Here is a 14,186-nt window from a genome sequence, read left to right as displayed (position 1 = left end):
CTCCTGATTCAGCCGGTCCCGCCAAGCGGGCCGGACTGCGCGAAGACTAGGCTACGCGAACTGCGGAGTAGCCACCGAGCCAGCTGATGGAGTGCACCTGCGTGTCGTAACCGTTGACGCCGCCGCTGACAACCTGGCCGTTGCCCGCGTAAACGCCCACGTGGCCGGAGGTGATGATCAGGTCACCGGGGGCGGGAGAGCCCACAACGGTGCCGTACTGGAAGAACTGGGTGGGGGCCAGGTCGCCGACGGACTTGCCGACGGAACGCAGGGCCTTTTCAACCATGGCAGTGCAGTCCTGCTGGACACCCAGCTGGCCATAAGCCGACGCGAGGATGGCAGCACCGGTGCCCGAGCCCGTGGTGGATGCCACCGGGGTGGCGGACGCGTAGGACATGTTCATGCCGGTGTTGGCCGGTGCGGAGGCAGCAGCCGCCTGGACGGGTGCTGCGGCGCGGGCAGGCGCCGGGGCTGCGGTGTAGCCTGCGCCCGGAATCTGGATCTGGTCGCCCGGGTAAATAACTGAGGACAGTCCCAGGCCGTTGGCTGACAGGACGTCGTTGAGGCTGACGCCGTAGGCTGCGGCAATGGCGCCAAGGGTGTCGCCGGAAACGACGGTGTGGACGTTACCTGCTGCTGCGGCGGGGGCTGCAGCCGGGGCGGCCGGTGCTGAATAGGCCTGGACGCTGGCCTGGCCGGTGGTGTCCGGGGCGGTTACACCGGCGTGGGCCGGAGCGCCGACTCCGAACGCAATGCCGGACGCTGCAGCAACGGCGAGGGCCGGGCGGCCCAGCGAGCGGGCCTGGGACTTGGCTGTTACGGCGAGGCCCTCGAGCACAATGGAGCGGGCCGGGGTTGCGCGGTGACGGGCTGAAATGGAATTTTTTGACACGGTTGATCGCCTCTCCCATGCCTGCGGGGTGAGCTGTCGGGTTCGGGCTGGAGATACCCGGCCGGGAGCGGCTCCGCGACAAACGGAAGCACTATCGACTTAACCCCTAGGCCACGTGTGGCCGTGGAAACTTGGTTCCCCCGTCCCTGCCAACTGGAGCGGTTGGATCCCATGATCAGCGGCAGGGCTCGGCATGCTGACGGGAATGTCCCGACTGAGAGGGACACCAGAAGACAATAACCCACACGCAGCGCCATTGTCACATTTGGATAACATACGAGGTTGTTCTCTCGCATTGCGCAAACGTCTGGACGTTATCCGATTTTTCGGTGCCGACCTCGCGTTGTCTACCGGCGCCGGGAAAGCTGTAACAATGCGGATACGGCCCCCTGTGTGGACCGCGAAACCAACGGTAAGCTTCGGGACTATGCCCCTGTTCGTGACCTTCGCCACGCGCCCCTTGCTCGCGGGCTTCATGGCCATTGCCGTGGCTGCCGGCACGGCGCTGCCGGCGGCCACGGCCGACGAACCGCCTCCGCCCGGCCGGTATCCTTCCTGGGCGGACGTGCAGAAGGCCCAGTCCTCCGAAGCGGCAAAAAGTGCGGAAATCACCACCATCAATGGACTCCTGACCGGCCTGCAGGCGGAGTCGGAGGCGGCAGGCGAAACGGCCGTGCGTTTCGCCGCCGACTACGCGGTGGCGGATGCCGAGCTTCAGACAGCCACTTCCCGCCTGGAAACCCTCTCCGCCCGGGCCGCGCACGCCAATGATGAGCTGGCCCGGCACCGGAAGGACATCGGCGCCCTTGCCGCTCAGTCCTACAAGACCGGCGGGACCAACGCGGGATTCTTCGTGGCGCTGGATGCCCTGGGAACCAACAGCGTCCAGGGGCTCAACCTGGTCAAGCTCGCAGGAGACAAGACCGCCGCCCTGGTGAACAATGCGGGGGCCGCCGAAAAGGTGGCCGCTTCCCTCACGGAACAGGAAAAACTTGCCAGGAACGAGCGGGCGCGCCTGTCGGTGGAGGCGAAGGCAAAGCTGGATGCCGCCCGTTCCGCCCAGGATGCGCTGGCCCGTCAGGTCACCGAGGAGCAGCGGCGCGGCGGCGAGTTGACCGCCCAGCTCGCCACCCTGAAGGGCACGACGGCGGCCCTTGAGGGTGAGTACCGCCACGGCCAGGCTGCGCTGGCTGCCTACGAGGCGGCCCAGCAGGCCAAGCGTGCCGCCGCGGAGGAGCAGGCCCGCAGGCAGGCGGAAGCTGCGGCCAAGGCAGCCGCAGTGGCAGCCCAGCAGCCCAGGGTGCCCGCACCCGCCGCAAACCCCGTCCAGGCTAATCCTGCCCCGCCCAACCCTGACCCCGTCAACAATCCTGTCCCTCCTGCTCCGGAGGCGCCGCCGGCACCTGCCCTGCCAAGCCCGCCCCCCGTCGTCGTGCCTTCCGTTCCCGGCGGGGCGGTCAACGATCCGGCCGGGGCGAGAAACTACGCTTCCGGCCGCTTGGCTGCCTATGGGTGGGGCCAGGACCAGTTCCAGTGCCTGGCCCAGCTGTGGACCAAGGAGTCCAACTGGCTGACCACGGCCACCAACGCCTACTCCGGGGCGTATGGGATAGCCCAGGCGCTGCCGCCGGGCAAATATGCCAGCGCCGGCAGCGACTGGCTGACCAGCTACCGGACCCAGATTGAGTGGGGCCTGGGCTATATCCGGGACCGCTACGGTTCGCCGTGCGGGGCCTGGAGCCACTCCGTATCCCTGAACTGGTACTGACTGACGCGTTAGGCTGTCCCCATGCCAGATTTCGAACGGTTCCGTGTGCTGCTCGAAGAGGAGCGGGCGCGGCGCCTGGCACTGTTGCCGGCGTTGCGGGCAGACATCGAGGCAGCAAACTCGGCGCGCCAGGACTCCAATGTCGACGACGAGCATGATCCCGAGGGGGCCACCATCGCCTTCGAACTCTCGCAGGCCGCGGCGCTCCTGAAGCAGAGTTCGGCGGGCCTGGACCAGATTGAGGCGGCCCTGGCCCGGCTGGCCGCGGGAACCTATGGAAGCTGCGCCGTGTGCGGAGAGCCCATCGCCGAGGGCAGGCTGGAAGCCCGGCCGTGGACCCCGTTCTGCATCCAGCACGCATCGTCGGGGCGCGGGCGGTGACGGCTGCGGCGGACGTGGTGTCCGCGGCTGCGGATTTCGTTGACAGGACCCTGCAGAACGAGGGTGCCTGGTACCGGGCGGACGACGTGGGGAACCGGCTGGGCGGGGTGCTGGCCTCGTATGGTTCGTCCGTGGGGGCCGTCCGCGGAACGGTCCGCGATGCCCTGCGCAAGTTCAAGGACCTGGACCACGACGGCACGGTCATGCTGGCCTCCGCCCTGTGGGGACAGCCCCGGCCCGGCTCCCGTCCGGTGTTCGAGCGCCGCCTGGCCGCCGTGGTGCTGCTGCAGTCAAGGGTGCAGCTTCTCCGGCACTCGGACCTGACCCGCCTGGAGGGCTTCCTTCGCTCCGCCCGGGCAGCGGACCTGACGGAGCCCCTTCTTGCTGACGTTCTGGTCCCGCTCCTGGCAGGGCTGGGGGAGCGCGAACGGCAGCGGGCGGGTGTTGTGCTGGCGCGGTGGCGGGAAGATCCCGACCCACAGCTGCGGGCGGCAGCCGATGCCCTTGAAAAGGACTTATCCATGTGAATCGTAACGAGGAGACCTGAATGAACGAGCCGTTTGACCTTGACCGTTTTGTCGCTGCCCAGGACACCGGCGGAACCTATAACCAGGCGCTGGGGGAGCTGCAGGTCGGCAGGAAGTCCGGGCACTGGATGTGGTTCGTCTTCCCGCAGATTGCCGGACTGGGGCAGAGTGCCACCTCACGCCGGTATGCCATTTCCTCCCTGGCAGAGGCCCGCGCCTACCTGGATCACGAGGTCCTGGGCCCGCGGCTCCTGGAGTGTGCGCTGGTCCTGGCAAACCACGCCGACCAGTCCGCCGAAGACATTTTCGGCGGTATCGACGCCAGGAAACTCCGCTCCTCCATGACACTGTTTCTCCGGGCGGCACCCGGAGAAACAGTGTTCAAGACCGTCCTGGCCCAGTTCTTCAATGGAGAGCCGGACCCGGCTACCGACGAGCTCCTGGCCGGCCAGGACGAGGCCGGCTGAGCCCCGGCTCCGGCTCCGGTTCCGGTCACGGGCGCCCCGGGGCGCTACGGCGTGGGGCTGCCGCCGTTGACGTTGAGCGTTTCACCCACCACGTAGCTGGACTCGGGTGAGGCCAGGAAGACGTAGGCGGGGGCGAGCTCAGCAGGCTGGCCCGCGCGTCCCAGGGGAGTGGACTGGCCGAACTCCGGCAGTTCCTCCTTGGGCTGGCCGCTGCTGACCTGCAGGGGGGTCCAAATGGGGCCCGGCGCCACGGCGTTCACCCGGATTCCCTTGGGCGCCAGCTGCTGGGCCAGGCCCTTGGTGAAGTTGTTGATGCTCGCCTTGGTGGTGGCGTAATCCACCAGGGTGGGGGACGGGTTGTAGGCCTGGATGGATGTGGTGTTGATGATGGTTGAGCCGGCCGGCATATGCGGCACGGCGGCCTTGGTCACCCAGAACATGGCGTAGACGTTGGTCTTCAGCGTGTGGTCGAACTGCTCGTCGGTGATGTCCTGCAGGTCCTCCTGCGCAACCTGCTTGCCGGCGTTGTTGACCAAAATGTCCACCCCGCCCAGGACGGCAACCGCCGTGTCCACCAGGTCCCGGCACGCAGCGGAGTCCTTGAGGTCGCCAGGCGCCTTGACGGCCTTGCGGCCGGCGGCCTCGATGATCCCGGCGATGCGTGAGGCGTCCTCCTCTTCCTGCGGCAGGTAGGAAAGCACGACGTCGGCGCCTTCCCTGGCAAAGGCGATCGCCGTTGCTGCCCCGATGCCTGAGTCCGCGCCGGTCACGATGGCCCGGCGGCCCTGCAGCCGCCCGGTACCCCGGTAGGTCTCTTCGCCCAGGTCAGCCTTCGGCTCCAGCTCCGCATCAAGCCCCGGCTCGGGCTGGTGCTGCTTGGGCGGGGAAATCTTTTCGTACGCAGTCACGGGATTACGGAAGGTGTACTGGTCAGTCATGGTGGTACTCCTGTTCGTGCGGGACACGGGCTGGTTCGTTGCCCGGGTAACTTATGCAGCCTGCGCCGCCCAACGGCAATCGCGAAAAGCTAAGCATGCTTACGGTTTCTAGCCTAGGCGCTGATTCCCTGCCCTGCCAAGCCGCTCCGCCTGGTCAATCGCGGTGGACCTCCACCAGCCTGACCCCGGCCAAGCGCCCGGCGTCGAGCACTGCCTCCATGTAAGTGCAGGCCGGCTGGCGGCGGCGGTCTGTAGGCGAACCGGGGTTCAGCAGCCGAAGCCCGCGCGGTGACACCGTGTCCCAGGGGATATGGCTATGGCCGAACACCAGGACATCGGCGTCGGGGTACAGCGCTTCGCACCGAGTTTCGCGTCCTTTGGCCTGGCCGGTCTCGTGGACCATCGCAAAGCGGACTCCGTCCAGGGTGGCAGTTGCCGTTTCGGGCAGGCGCCGGCGCAATTCGGGCCCATCGTTATTGCCAAAAACACCCAGCAGACGCTTGCTCCGGCGTTCGAATTCGTCCAGCAGGGCTGCCTCCACCCAGTCGCCCGCGTGGAACACCACATCGGCATTTTCGACGGCGGACCACACCTGTTCCGGCAGGTCCCGGGCGCGTTTGGGTACATGGGTATCGGCGATCAGGAGGAGGTTCAACGGCATACCGGAATCCTGCCATGAGGCCCTGTTCCGGGGCGGCCGCGAGTCGTAGTCTGGGGCCTGGAGGTGATTGCCATGGAGGCAGCCCAAGGCGACCGGATCGTCGTTCGCGGCAGGAACGTGGGGTCCGCGGACCGGCACGGGGTGATCCTGGAGGTCCGCGGCCAGGGCGGAAGCCCGCCCTATCTTGTCCGCTTTGACGACGGTCACGAAACGGTGATGTATCCCGGCGGTGATTTCGCCGTCGACCGCGCTCACGGCACCTGACGCCCCCGGTTTACTGCGCAGCGCCGCTCCACCTGTCAGACTGGGGCAATGGATCATTTCCAGCCCTCCAGCATGTCCTCAACGCCGCCCCCGCGCCTGGGGCCGCGAGACCCCGGCGACGCGTGGGTGGAAGGGGACCGCGGCCGGTTCTGGGGCAGGTTCGGCGCGGCAGGCGTGCTGGCCTGGGATCCTGCCAGGGGAGTACTCCTGCAGCACCGCGCCGTGTGGAGCCATAACGGTGGTACCTGGGGCCTGCCTGGCGGGGCCCTGCACCAGGGTGAAGAAGCGGTTGACGGGGCCCTCCGTGAAGCCTACGAGGAGGCCGCCGTCCCATCGGAGAGCGTGGAAGTGCTGTTCACCTCCGTGCTGGACCACGGCTACTGGTCCTACACCACGGTGGTGGTGCGGGTGCGGGAATCCTTTGAGCCGGTGATCAGCGACCCCGAGAGCATCGCCCTGCTCTGGATTCCGGTGGCCGAGGTGGATGCCCTTGAGCTGCACCCCGGTTTCGCGGCCGCGTGGCCGGACCTGCTGGCACAGCTGGACACCGACGAGCCCTGGTAGGCCGGTGCCGGACTCCTCCGCAGGAGCCGCCGGCTAGTATCCCTCGCCGTACTCGGCGGTCACCAGGATGGGCAGGTGGTCCGAATTTCCCCGCGGCAGCGTTTCCACGCCCGCGATGTCCAGGCCTAGTGACGTGGCGAAGTCAAAGTGGCCCTTGAACACCTTGTACCGCGTGTAGGTCCTCCTGTTGCTCAGGGAGAGTGCGTACCCGGAGTTCTTCATGTGCATGTCAAGGTTCTTGGTGAAGAACGGGTAGTTGAAGTCCCCCACCATCAGGGTCATCAGGCCCCTGCCCATGCTCAGCAGCTCGGCGTGGGCTGCGTGGATCTGCTTCCGCCGCAGCGAGTTCGACGCCGTCAGTGGAGCTGCATGGAACGACCCGATGACCAGCTCATGCTGGGTTTCGTTGTCCATCACCCTGGTGCCGATAAGCCGCTCATGGGCCGGGGCCAGCACCCTGTCATGCATGGATTTCTTCAACGCGAAGGACTGCGTGTCCAGCGCGGTAAAACGGCTGCTCCGGTAGTAGATGGCCAGGCCCAGCCGGTTGCCTTTGGTGGCATCGGCCAAATGCAGGGGGCCCAAGGTCTCCGGAAGGTCGCTGGCGTCCACTTCCTGGAGGCACAGCGCATCGATGTCATGGTTCCGGGCCAGGGCGAGAAGTTCGCCGCTGGCCTTGTGCTTGCGGAGGTTGTAGCTGATGACGCGCATGAAACACCTCTTTTGAGGGTTGCTGACAGGACCAGTTCCTTACTCTAGTCCGATTGCCACCCGCACCTTCCAACATTTCGTTGCCCTGCCGCAGCGCGCCGTGGAAGCAGGAGGATAGAGTTAGTGGCAATTCACTGACTTTCCGTAAGGGGCCAGCCTTGACTGCAGACCTGCCCGAACTCGCCGGGGGCAACTTCTACTACCAGGACCTGGGCGGCGGCTTGTTCCGGTCCACCATCCACGCCCAGGGTGCCTGGAACGTCCACGAACAGCACATGGCCCCGGCGTCAGGCCTCATGGCAGACGTCCTGGAACGGCACCAGCCACGGGAGGACATGCGGATGGCCCGGATCAGCTACGAGATCCTGGGGCTGATTCCGGGTGGTGAGTTCCGGATCGACACCACCACCCTGCGGCCCGGCAGGACCATCGAACTGGTGCAGGCGGAGCTGGTGGCCGGAGGCCGGACCGCCATCCGAGCCACGGGGTGGCGCATGCTGACCAGCGACACCGCTGAAGTTGCCGCCGTCGAGGACGCCGTGATCCCCGGCCCTGACGAATGCAAGCCGTACGACGGCGCCGCGGTCTGGCCCGGCGGCTACATCCGCTCCCTCGAAATGAGGGTGGCTGAAGGGCACCGGCCTGGTGCCGGCAAGGTCTGGCTCCGCACCGACCACCCCCTGACCGACCGCGCCGACAGCAGCGACTTTGCGCGCCTGATGGGCCTGGTGGACACGGCCAACGGCATCGCCGCGCGGGTTCCGCCGGGAAAGGGCAGCTACGCGTTTCCCAACCTGGACCTGCAGGTCCACATGTACCGCAGGCCCCAGGGGGAATGGCTGGGGCTGGACAATGCAGTTTCGTTCGGCAGTGACGGGATCGGGCTGACGTCCACCGTGCTGCACGACCGGCAGGGGCCGTTCGGCCGGGCCGAACAGATCCTGACATTGCGCAAATCCTGACCCTGCCTGGCTATGGTGCCGGCATGTATCGCTGAGTATCGTTGTATATCGTTCGCGATTGGCAAAGGAGTTCATCATGCGTGCTTCACACCCTGCAGGCGGATACGGCGGGAACAACCTGGACGGCATGTGGCAGGCCGTAGAGGAGCTGCGCTCCCGGTTTGAGAAGCGGGTGGGAACCCGCGCAGGGAAAGGTGAGGTGCGGGCGGCGGTCCTTGCCCTGCTGGCGGAGCAACCAATGCACGGCTACCAGATCATCCGTGAGATAGAGGAGCGCAGCGGCGGCAGCTGGAAGCCGAGCGCAGGTTCTGTCTACCCCACGCTGCAATTGTTGGCGGATGAAGGATCCATCAGTGCCGAGGAATCGAACGGCCGCAAAATCTACTCGTTGACCGAGGCCGGCCGCGAGGAGTCGGCGGCCCACCACGGGTCTGCTCCATGGGATCCGGCTGCCGCTACGTCCGGCGGCGGCATTGCGTCCCTCCCCAAAGCCGGGATCGAACTGGCCCAGGCTGCAGCGCAGGTGGGCCGTACTGGTTCCCAGGAGCAGGTGCACCAGGCGGTGGCGGTGCTGGACGAGGCCCGCCGCCGCCTGTACGCCATCCTCGCCCAGGACTGACGCGGGTGGCGCTGACCGGCCCGGACCTTGTTGACCCCACCCGCCCTGTGCGGGAACACCGCGGGCGGTACCGCCGGATCCTGCGCTTCGCCGCCTGGAACCTCGCCGCCACGTGGTGGTTCGAGCTGTTCCTGCCGCGGATAGGACTTGGCCGGGTGGCCGCCCGGACGCGTTCACGGAGGATGCAGCGCTTTGCCCAGCGGTTCCATGACCTGGCCGTGGAACTCGGCGGCCTCATGATCAAGGTGGGCCAGTTCCTGTCCTCCCGGCTCGACGTCCTTCCGCCGGAGATCACCAAGGAACTGGAGGGGCTGCAGGACGAGGTTCCGCCGGTCGACTTCCCGGCCATCTCCACCCTGGCAGCACAGGAACTGGGGACGCCGCTGGCAGCCGTCTTCGCCTCCGTGGACCAATCGCCCATCGCCGCTGCCTCCCTGGGCCAGGCCCACCGGGCCCGCCTTAATGCCGTTGACGCCGGAGACACCGGGCTGGACGCCGTGGTCCTTAAAGTGCAGCGCCCTGGCATCGGCGCCATTGTCGACGTCGACCTCGCCGCCCTGCGCAAGGTGGCCGGCTGGCTCAGCCACATCCGGCTCGTGTCCCGCAGGGCTGACGTGCCGGCCCTGGTGGAGGAATTCGCCCAGACCAGCCTCCTGGAAATCGACTACCTGCATGAAGCCGTCAACGCTGAGCGCTTCGCAGCGGATTTCGCCGGCGATGACCGGGTGGAAGTTCCGGGCGTGGTGTGGGAGCGGACCACCCGCCGCGTCCTCACCCTGGAGGACGTTACGGCCATCAAGATCACGGACGTCCGGGCGCTCCGTGCCGCCGGCATCGATCCCGCGGCGGTTGCGCCGGTGTTCGCGTCCATCATGTTCGACCAGCTCTTCACCAACGGCTTCTTCCATGCTGACCCCCACCCGGGGAACATTTTCGTCACCCCGGTCCTTCCACGCACAGGGGAACTTGCCTGGAAACTGACGTTCATTGACTTCGGCATGATGGGCGAGGTCACAGCCTCCACGCGCAGCGGGCTGCGGAAGCTGCTGATCGCCGCCGCCGCCCGCGACGGCAAGGGACTCGTGGCGGCCATCAACGATGTGGGCGTTTTGATGCCGTCAGCTGACAGTGTGGGACTGGAGCGCGCCATGACACAGCTCTTTGCCCGCTTCGGCGGGATGGGCTTTGCCGAGCTGCGCGAAGTGGACCCGCGGGAGTTTCGCGATTTTGCGGTGGAGTTTGGCGACGTGGTCCGCTCGCTGCCGTTCCAGCTGCCGGAGAACTTCCTGCTGATCATCCGTGCCATGTCGCTGACATCCGGGGTGTGCAGCGCCCTGGACGAGCGCTTCAATCTCTGGGACTCCGTGGAGCCCTACGCTGCGCAGCTGCTCCGGAACGAGCGCGGCAACGTGGTCCAGGATGTGGCGCGGCAGGCCATCGACGCCGCCGGTGTTGCCTTCCGACTCCCGGGCCGGCTGGACGCCCTGGCCGGCAGGCTGGAGGAAGGATCGCTGCAGGTGGCCGTCCCTCGCCTGGAGCGCCAGGCTGCACGGCTGGACCGGGCGGTACGCCGCTCAGCCTCCGCCCTGGTCTTCGGGGCCGTGCTGCTGGCCGGGGCCGTTGTCCGCACCGACGACCCGGTGCTCAGCAATGTGCTGATGGCGGCATCGGCCGTTCCACTGCTGCACGCGCTGTGGGTGGGGCGCCGGGGGCGTTAAGGCCGCCGCCGCCGTCGGGCGTAACCTAAGGGAGGCCTGTCCGCCCTCAATGCAGGAGCTTCGCAATAATGCACCACACCGGTACCGGAACCAGCACGCTTACCGTGGTTCGGCAGGACGTGTCACTCGGCGCGGGCCGCGACCTCGAGTTCGGCCTGGAGCTGCTGGCCAGGGCCAGGAGCGGCGGCATTGGTCCCACCCTGCGGCTGTACCGGCCTGCTCCCACCGTGGCGTTCGGGCAGCGGGACACCCGGCTGCCGGGATTCGAGGCTGCCGCCCAGGCCTGCCTGGATAACGGCTTCGAGCCACTGGTCCGGAGGGCGGGCGGACGTGCTGCCGCCTATCACCAGGGCACGCTGGTGGTGGATCACATCGAACCGGACACGGACGCCGTCGCCGGGTCCAAGGCCCGGTTCGGCTACTTCGGCGAGCTCTTTGCGCAGGCACTGCGGAGCGTGGGGGTCAGGGCGGCCGTGGGGGAAATCCCGGGGGAATACTGCCCGGGTGAGTTCAGCGTGCACGGGACCGATCCCGCGGACAGTTCCCGGCGGATAAAACTGGTGGGCACGGCCCAAAGGGTGGTCTCCGGGGGCTGGCTCTTCAGCTCCGTCATCGTGGTGGAGGATTCCGCCCCGATCCGCAAGGTCCTTACCGACAGCTATGCCGCGCTCGGCCTGGACTGGGACCCTGCCACCGCCGGCGCCGCGAATGACCTGGTGCCCGGCCTGGACGTGGCGGCCGTTGAGCAGGCTCTTCTTAAAACGTATGCGGGCCATGCCACCCTGGAAACTGCTTCCTTCAGCAGCCTGGGGGCATGACCCGCATCAGTTATGCGGCGCAACGCCGCGCAGCCCGTCAGGCAGCCAGGCGGCTCTTGACCTCGGCGGCGGACGGGTTGGTAGCGGCGGTGCCGTCGGGGAAGAGGACGGTGGGAACGGTGCGGTTGCCGCCGTTCAGCTGCTCCACGAGCTCGGCAGTGCCGTCAACCTCTTCGATGTTGATTTCGGTGTAGCCGATGCCCTGCGCGTCCAGCTGCTTCTTAAGCCGGTTGCAGTATCCGCACCAGGTGGTGGAGAACATGGTGATGGTGCCGGATTCGGGAGTGAAGTCCACAGGGATCTCCTATACGTCGCTTGAAAGGTTTCCTTACCGTCAACCGTAGCGCGGCCGCCGGTATTCCCCGGTGTTGAAGGCCAGCAGCGGCGCTGGATGACAGTATGTGGCGGGCGGTGGCAAGCTGGTCCCATGTGTGGACGCTACGTAATGGCACGTGCCGTGGGTGACCTCCTGGCTGAATTCGACGCCGAGCTGGAGAACGAGGTGAGCATCCCGCCGTCGTGGAACGTGGCACCCACCGACGCCGTCCCCATTGTGCTGGAGCGCCTGGTTGATGACAGTGCCGCCCCCCGGCAGGTGCGCCAGCTGCATGTGGCGCGCTGGGGCCTGGTCCCGTCCTGGGCAAAGGATCCCGGAATCGGCTCGCGCATGATCAACGCCCGGAGCGAATCGGTGCTGGAGAAGCCGGCCTTCCGGAAGGCCGTGCAGTCCCGGCGCTGTGCCGTCCCGGCCGATGGGTACTACGAATGGAAGCAGGGTCCCGGGAAGTCGAAGCAGCCCTACTATGTGCACCCCGGGGAGGACCGCGGGCTGGTTTTCGCCGGCCTCTATGAGTGGTGGAAGGACCCGTCCCTGCCGGAGGGGGATCCGGGCCGCTGGCTGCTCTCAACGTCCATCCTCACGGCTGACACCCCGCCGCCCGGGACTGAATCGACCATCTTCGGGAAGCTGACTGAGCTGCACGACAGGGTGCCGCTGCCCATGGACAAAGCCACCATGGAAGCCTGGCTCGATCCGCAGGCGGATGATGCCGCTGCTTTGGTTGACTTGGTGCGGTCAGGGGTCAAGGACGCCGCCGCCGATTGGCAGGTGGAATCGGTGGGGAAGGAAGTGGGCAATGTCCGCAACAACGGCCCGGAACTGATCCGCCCGGTGGAAGCCCTGTTCTAGCAGCCCTGTTCCAGCAGCCGCCGCCAAAGGTGCGCCGGTGTTAAACGGTGACCGTGCCGGCGTCGTCCACTGCCCAGGTGGGGTTGTACGCCACTTCCCAGCGGAACCCGTCGGGGTCGGCAAAATACCCTGTATAGCCGCCCCAGGGCTGGGTGATGGGCTCGGCGATAATGGCAGCGCCCGCCGCCGCGGCCTCTTCCATGACCTTGTCCACGTCCTGGGGACTTCCGAGGTTGTGGCTGAGGGTGATGCCGGGGACGCCGGCGGGTGGGCTGGTACCGGCTTCGGCCTGCATCTGGCGGGTGTCCCAGAGGGAGAGCACCAGCCCGTGGTTGACCTGGATGAACAGCACCTCCCCGGCGACTTCCCGGTGGACGGGCCAGCCGAGGCCGTCAATGTAGAAGGCGCGCGAGGCCGCAACGCTGCGGACACCTAGGGAGATAAAGTCGACTCTGGGCTCCATGCTTCGATACTGTCAGATGATGGCGACAATTCAAGGAAACGATAGGGATGCACGGGCCGACAGGGAACAGCTCGCTGCCGTCCGGGTTGCTGTTGACGAGGTGGACGAACAGATTGTCACCCTCATCGCCCGCCGCGAACGGCTGATCAGGATCGCCGGCACCCTCAAGGGTGACGACGCCGAGGTGCGTGCCCCCGGCCGGGTGGAGCGGATCATTGAACACGTGCGGTCCGCCGCGGAGAAAAAGGACATTGACCCGGACATCGTCGAGTCAACCTACCGTGCAATGATCTCCGCGTTCATCGAACTTGAACTGCGGATCCACAAAGAAAACAGCTGAGCTGCTTCACCCGGGGTGGAGGAGCCTTAGATGGCTTCCTCCACCGGCACCCCGTGCTGGAACTCCCGTCCGTCGGCCTCGCTGAAGGCTGACAGGACATGCCCCTGCCCCAGTCCGTTCAGGGCCGTCAGGGGAAAGCTCCCGGTAATGCTGTTCTCTGAGTGGGACACCCCGGACAGGTCGAAATCTTCCTCGATTCCCTGGTCCCGGTTGAACGAGTAGCAGGCGATCGCCTCCCCGTTCATGAACTCAATGCACAGCCGTCGTTGCAGGGAATAGTCAGACGAGGCTCCCATCAGGCCCACGACATACGCGCCGGAATCCGGAATGGCGCCGTCAATGTCGAACTTTGCCACAAGAGTGGAGTCCTGGGTCTTGATGCTTGCCTGCTTCAGGAGTGCGTCATCGGTACTCATGCCATCATCCTGCTCCCTGCCGCACGCCCCGTCCACCCCCGCCTATGTTTTGCTGCCTGCCCGGCGTAGACTGGATTTATTCGAACACATATTCGAATACCTGTAGGGAAGTATCGTCCGGGAGGCGCACACATGGGCATGTTCAGCGAGTCCGTTGACGTAGTGTGCTCCGCCGGCGGGCAGCCGGAATCCTTGACGTGGGCAGGAACGTCGTACATTGTCTGCGCCGAACCTGTCAGGTGGTATGAACGCCGTCAATGGTGGGCAGAGGACACCCGGGCTCCGCTGGGAAGCGGGCCAGGCGTGGTGGACCACGAAATCTGGCGGGTCCAGGTCCTGCCAGCCCTGATGGTGTCCCGTCCCGCTTCGCCGGAAGAACCGGAAGACGCGGAACCCCTCACCCTTGACCTGACCCGCCATATCAGCAGTGGCCGTTGGCGGCTGCTGCGGATCCATGACGCTCTTCGCCCTAAATCAGCATGACCAGA

Annotated in this window: 20 protein-coding genes and 1 riboswitch; of the genes, 13 read left to right on the top strand and 7 right to left on the bottom strand. The window is 66.6% G+C overall.

The features are described from left to right. Positions 1 to 46: 46 nt before the first annotated feature. Positions 47 to 892 (bottom strand): LysM peptidoglycan-binding domain-containing protein, encoded by an 846-nt coding sequence (locus tag ACTAQI_RS06905; RefSeq protein ID WP_457950318.1) that lies wholly within the window; start codon positions 890 to 892, stop codon positions 47 to 49. A gap of 3 nt (positions 893 to 895) precedes the next feature. Then, a riboswitch (cyclic di-AMP (ydaO/yuaA leader) is annotated at positions 896 to 1,066 on the bottom strand. Between the two features lie 253 nt (positions 1,067 to 1,319). Between ACTAQI_RS06905 and ACTAQI_RS06900 the strand changes: the two genes are divergently transcribed. The 4 genes from ACTAQI_RS06900 to ACTAQI_RS06885 are packed head-to-tail and all read left to right on the top strand — an operon-like array spanning position 1,320 to position 4,035. Continuing rightward, positions 1,320 to 2,660, top strand: coding sequence for an aggregation-promoting factor C-terminal-like domain-containing protein (locus tag ACTAQI_RS06900; RefSeq protein ID WP_457950317.1), 1,341 nt, complete (start codon positions 1,320 to 1,322; stop codon positions 2,658 to 2,660). 21 nt (positions 2,661 to 2,681) lie between these two features. After that, entirely contained in the window at positions 2,682 to 3,041 is a 360-nt protein-coding gene (locus ACTAQI_RS06895) for a TraR/DksA family transcriptional regulator (protein WP_457950316.1), read from the top strand. After that, the gene (locus ACTAQI_RS06890; RefSeq protein ID WP_457951004.1) at positions 3,038 to 3,568 is read left to right on the top strand and encodes a DNA alkylation repair protein; all 531 of its coding nucleotides are present in this window, start codon (positions 3,038 to 3,040) and stop codon (positions 3,566 to 3,568) included. The genes ACTAQI_RS06895 and ACTAQI_RS06890 overlap by 4 nt, the downstream gene beginning before the upstream one ends. Positions 3,569 to 3,588: 20 nt before the next feature. Continuing rightward, positions 3,589 to 4,035 (top strand): DUF1810 domain-containing protein, encoded by a 447-nt coding sequence (locus tag ACTAQI_RS06885; RefSeq protein ID WP_457950315.1) that lies wholly within the window; start codon positions 3,589 to 3,591, stop codon positions 4,033 to 4,035. Positions 4,036 to 4,079: 44 nt separating this feature from the next. On the opposite strand, the gene ACTAQI_RS06880 is transcribed toward ACTAQI_RS06885, so the two are convergent. Together ACTAQI_RS06880 and ACTAQI_RS06875 are read right to left on the bottom strand one after the other, a co-directional pair. After that, positions 4,080 to 4,973 carry a glucose 1-dehydrogenase gene (locus ACTAQI_RS06880; protein ID WP_457950314.1) on the bottom strand — a complete coding sequence of 298 codons (894 nt, stop codon included), beginning with the start codon at positions 4,971 to 4,973 and terminating at the stop codon, positions 4,080 to 4,082. A 154-nt stretch (positions 4,974 to 5,127) separates the two neighbouring features. Beyond that, complete coding sequence (locus ACTAQI_RS06875) at positions 5,128 to 5,634, bottom strand: metallophosphoesterase family protein (protein ID WP_457950313.1); 507 nt, start codon at positions 5,632 to 5,634, stop codon at positions 5,128 to 5,130. A gap of 72 nt (positions 5,635 to 5,706) precedes the next feature. On the opposite strand from ACTAQI_RS06875, the gene ACTAQI_RS06870 reads away from it, so the two are divergent. Both ACTAQI_RS06870 and ACTAQI_RS06865 read left to right on the top strand, forming a co-directional pair. Beyond that, positions 5,707 to 5,898, top strand: coding sequence for a DUF1918 domain-containing protein (locus tag ACTAQI_RS06870; protein WP_457950312.1), 192 nt, complete (start codon positions 5,707 to 5,709; stop codon positions 5,896 to 5,898). 48 nt (positions 5,899 to 5,946) lie between these two features. Next, the gene (locus tag ACTAQI_RS06865) at positions 5,947 to 6,462 is read left to right on the top strand and encodes an NUDIX domain-containing protein (RefSeq protein ID WP_457950311.1); all 516 of its coding nucleotides are present in this window, start codon (positions 5,947 to 5,949) and stop codon (positions 6,460 to 6,462) included. A 33-nt stretch (positions 6,463 to 6,495) separates the two neighbouring features. Here ACTAQI_RS06865 and ACTAQI_RS06860 read toward each other — a convergent pair whose 3' ends face one another. Then, positions 6,496 to 7,173, bottom strand: a complete 678-nt coding sequence (locus ACTAQI_RS06860; protein ID WP_457950310.1) for an endonuclease/exonuclease/phosphatase family protein — start codon at positions 7,171 to 7,173, stop codon at positions 6,496 to 6,498. 158 nt (positions 7,174 to 7,331) lie between these two features. Between ACTAQI_RS06860 and ACTAQI_RS06855 the strand changes: the two genes are divergently transcribed. The 4 genes from ACTAQI_RS06855 to ACTAQI_RS06840 all read left to right on the top strand — a co-directional run bounded on the left by ACTAQI_RS06855 (position 7,332) and on the right by ACTAQI_RS06840 (position 11,290). Further along, positions 7,332 to 8,135, top strand: coding sequence for a thioesterase family protein (locus ACTAQI_RS06855; RefSeq protein ID WP_457950309.1), 804 nt, complete (start codon positions 7,332 to 7,334; stop codon positions 8,133 to 8,135). Between the two features lie 76 nt (positions 8,136 to 8,211). Continuing rightward, positions 8,212 to 8,754 (top strand): PadR family transcriptional regulator, encoded by a 543-nt coding sequence (locus ACTAQI_RS06850; protein WP_457950308.1) that lies wholly within the window; start codon positions 8,212 to 8,214, stop codon positions 8,752 to 8,754. A gap of 5 nt (positions 8,755 to 8,759) precedes the next feature. Then, on the top strand, positions 8,760 to 10,472 hold the full coding sequence (locus tag ACTAQI_RS06845; RefSeq protein ID WP_457950307.1) for an ABC1 kinase family protein: 1,713 nt from the start codon (positions 8,760 to 8,762) through the stop codon (positions 10,470 to 10,472). Between the two features lie 68 nt (positions 10,473 to 10,540). After that, positions 10,541 to 11,290 carry a lipoate--protein ligase family protein gene (locus tag ACTAQI_RS06840; protein ID WP_457950306.1) on the top strand — a complete coding sequence of 250 codons (750 nt, stop codon included), beginning with the start codon at positions 10,541 to 10,543 and terminating at the stop codon, positions 11,288 to 11,290. A gap of 37 nt (positions 11,291 to 11,327) precedes the next feature. Here ACTAQI_RS06840 and ACTAQI_RS06835 read toward each other — a convergent pair whose 3' ends face one another. Then, positions 11,328 to 11,585: a mycoredoxin gene (locus ACTAQI_RS06835; protein WP_141941622.1), complete on the bottom strand. Its 258-nt coding sequence runs from the start codon at positions 11,583 to 11,585 to the stop codon at positions 11,328 to 11,330. Between the two features lie 132 nt (positions 11,586 to 11,717). Between ACTAQI_RS06835 and ACTAQI_RS06830 the strand changes: the two genes are divergently transcribed. After that, positions 11,718 to 12,479 carry an SOS response-associated peptidase gene (locus ACTAQI_RS06830; RefSeq protein ID WP_457950305.1) on the top strand — a complete coding sequence of 254 codons (762 nt, stop codon included), beginning with the start codon at positions 11,718 to 11,720 and terminating at the stop codon, positions 12,477 to 12,479. A gap of 40 nt (positions 12,480 to 12,519) precedes the next feature. Here the strand turns inward: ACTAQI_RS06830 and ACTAQI_RS06825 are convergent, their stop codons facing one another. Beyond that, positions 12,520 to 12,942, bottom strand: a complete 423-nt coding sequence (locus ACTAQI_RS06825) for a VOC family protein (protein ID WP_457950304.1) — start codon at positions 12,940 to 12,942, stop codon at positions 12,520 to 12,522. 16 nt (positions 12,943 to 12,958) lie between these two features. Between ACTAQI_RS06825 and ACTAQI_RS06820 the strand changes: the two genes are divergently transcribed. Then, positions 12,959 to 13,282, top strand: coding sequence for a chorismate mutase (locus tag ACTAQI_RS06820; protein WP_457950303.1), 324 nt, complete (start codon positions 12,959 to 12,961; stop codon positions 13,280 to 13,282). Between the two features lie 26 nt (positions 13,283 to 13,308). Here ACTAQI_RS06820 and ACTAQI_RS06815 read toward each other — a convergent pair whose 3' ends face one another. Continuing rightward, positions 13,309 to 13,698 carry a hypothetical protein gene (locus ACTAQI_RS06815; RefSeq protein ID WP_457950302.1) on the bottom strand — a complete coding sequence of 130 codons (390 nt, stop codon included), beginning with the start codon at positions 13,696 to 13,698 and terminating at the stop codon, positions 13,309 to 13,311. Positions 13,699 to 13,830: 132 nt separating this feature from the next. Between ACTAQI_RS06815 and ACTAQI_RS06810 the strand changes: the two genes are divergently transcribed. Further along, positions 13,831 to 14,181 carry a DUF6504 family protein gene (locus ACTAQI_RS06810; RefSeq protein WP_457950301.1) on the top strand — a complete coding sequence of 117 codons (351 nt, stop codon included), beginning with the start codon at positions 13,831 to 13,833 and terminating at the stop codon, positions 14,179 to 14,181. Positions 14,182 to 14,186 lie beyond the last annotated feature (5 nt).

Source organism: Pseudarthrobacter sp. alpha12b, from assembly GCF_054130495.1.
The sequence above is the reverse complement of the archived record's forward strand: the minus strand, read 5'-3'. Positions and strand labels throughout refer to the sequence as shown.

Coding starts and splice junctions, on each gene's coding strand:
- ACTAQI_RS06900 (WP_457950317.1), top strand. CDS start 1,320: ATGCCCCTGTTCGTGACCTTCGCCACGCGCCCCTTGCTCGCGGGCTTC.
- ACTAQI_RS06895 (WP_457950316.1), top strand. CDS start 2,682: ATGCCAGATTTCGAACGGTTCCGTGTGCTGCTCGAAGAGGAGCGGGCG.
- ACTAQI_RS06885 (WP_457950315.1), top strand. CDS start 3,589: ATGAACGAGCCGTTTGACCTTGACCGTTTTGTCGCTGCCCAGGACACC.
- ACTAQI_RS06880 (WP_457950314.1), bottom strand. CDS start 4,973: ATGACTGACCAGTACACCTTCCGTAATCCCGTGACTGCGTACGAAAAG.
- ACTAQI_RS06875 (WP_457950313.1), bottom strand. CDS start 5,634: ATGCCGTTGAACCTCCTCCTGATCGCCGATACCCATGTACCCAAACGC.
- ACTAQI_RS06870 (WP_457950312.1), top strand. CDS start 5,707: ATGGAGGCAGCCCAAGGCGACCGGATCGTCGTTCGCGGCAGGAACGTG.
- ACTAQI_RS06865 (WP_457950311.1), top strand. CDS start 5,947: ATGGATCATTTCCAGCCCTCCAGCATGTCCTCAACGCCGCCCCCGCGC.
- ACTAQI_RS06860 (WP_457950310.1), bottom strand. CDS start 7,173: ATGCGCGTCATCAGCTACAACCTCCGCAAGCACAAGGCCAGCGGCGAA.
- ACTAQI_RS06850 (WP_457950308.1), top strand. CDS start 8,212: ATGCGTGCTTCACACCCTGCAGGCGGATACGGCGGGAACAACCTGGAC.
- ACTAQI_RS06840 (WP_457950306.1), top strand. CDS start 10,541: ATGCACCACACCGGTACCGGAACCAGCACGCTTACCGTGGTTCGGCAG.
- ACTAQI_RS06830 (WP_457950305.1), top strand. CDS start 11,718: ATGTGTGGACGCTACGTAATGGCACGTGCCGTGGGTGACCTCCTGGCT.
- ACTAQI_RS06825 (WP_457950304.1), bottom strand. CDS start 12,942: ATGGAGCCCAGAGTCGACTTTATCTCCCTAGGTGTCCGCAGCGTTGCG.
- ACTAQI_RS06820 (WP_457950303.1), top strand. CDS start 12,959: ATGATGGCGACAATTCAAGGAAACGATAGGGATGCACGGGCCGACAGG.
- ACTAQI_RS06815 (WP_457950302.1), bottom strand. CDS start 13,698: ATGAGTACCGATGACGCACTCCTGAAGCAGGCAAGCATCAAGACCCAG.
- ACTAQI_RS06810 (WP_457950301.1), top strand. CDS start 13,831: ATGGGCATGTTCAGCGAGTCCGTTGACGTAGTGTGCTCCGCCGGCGGG.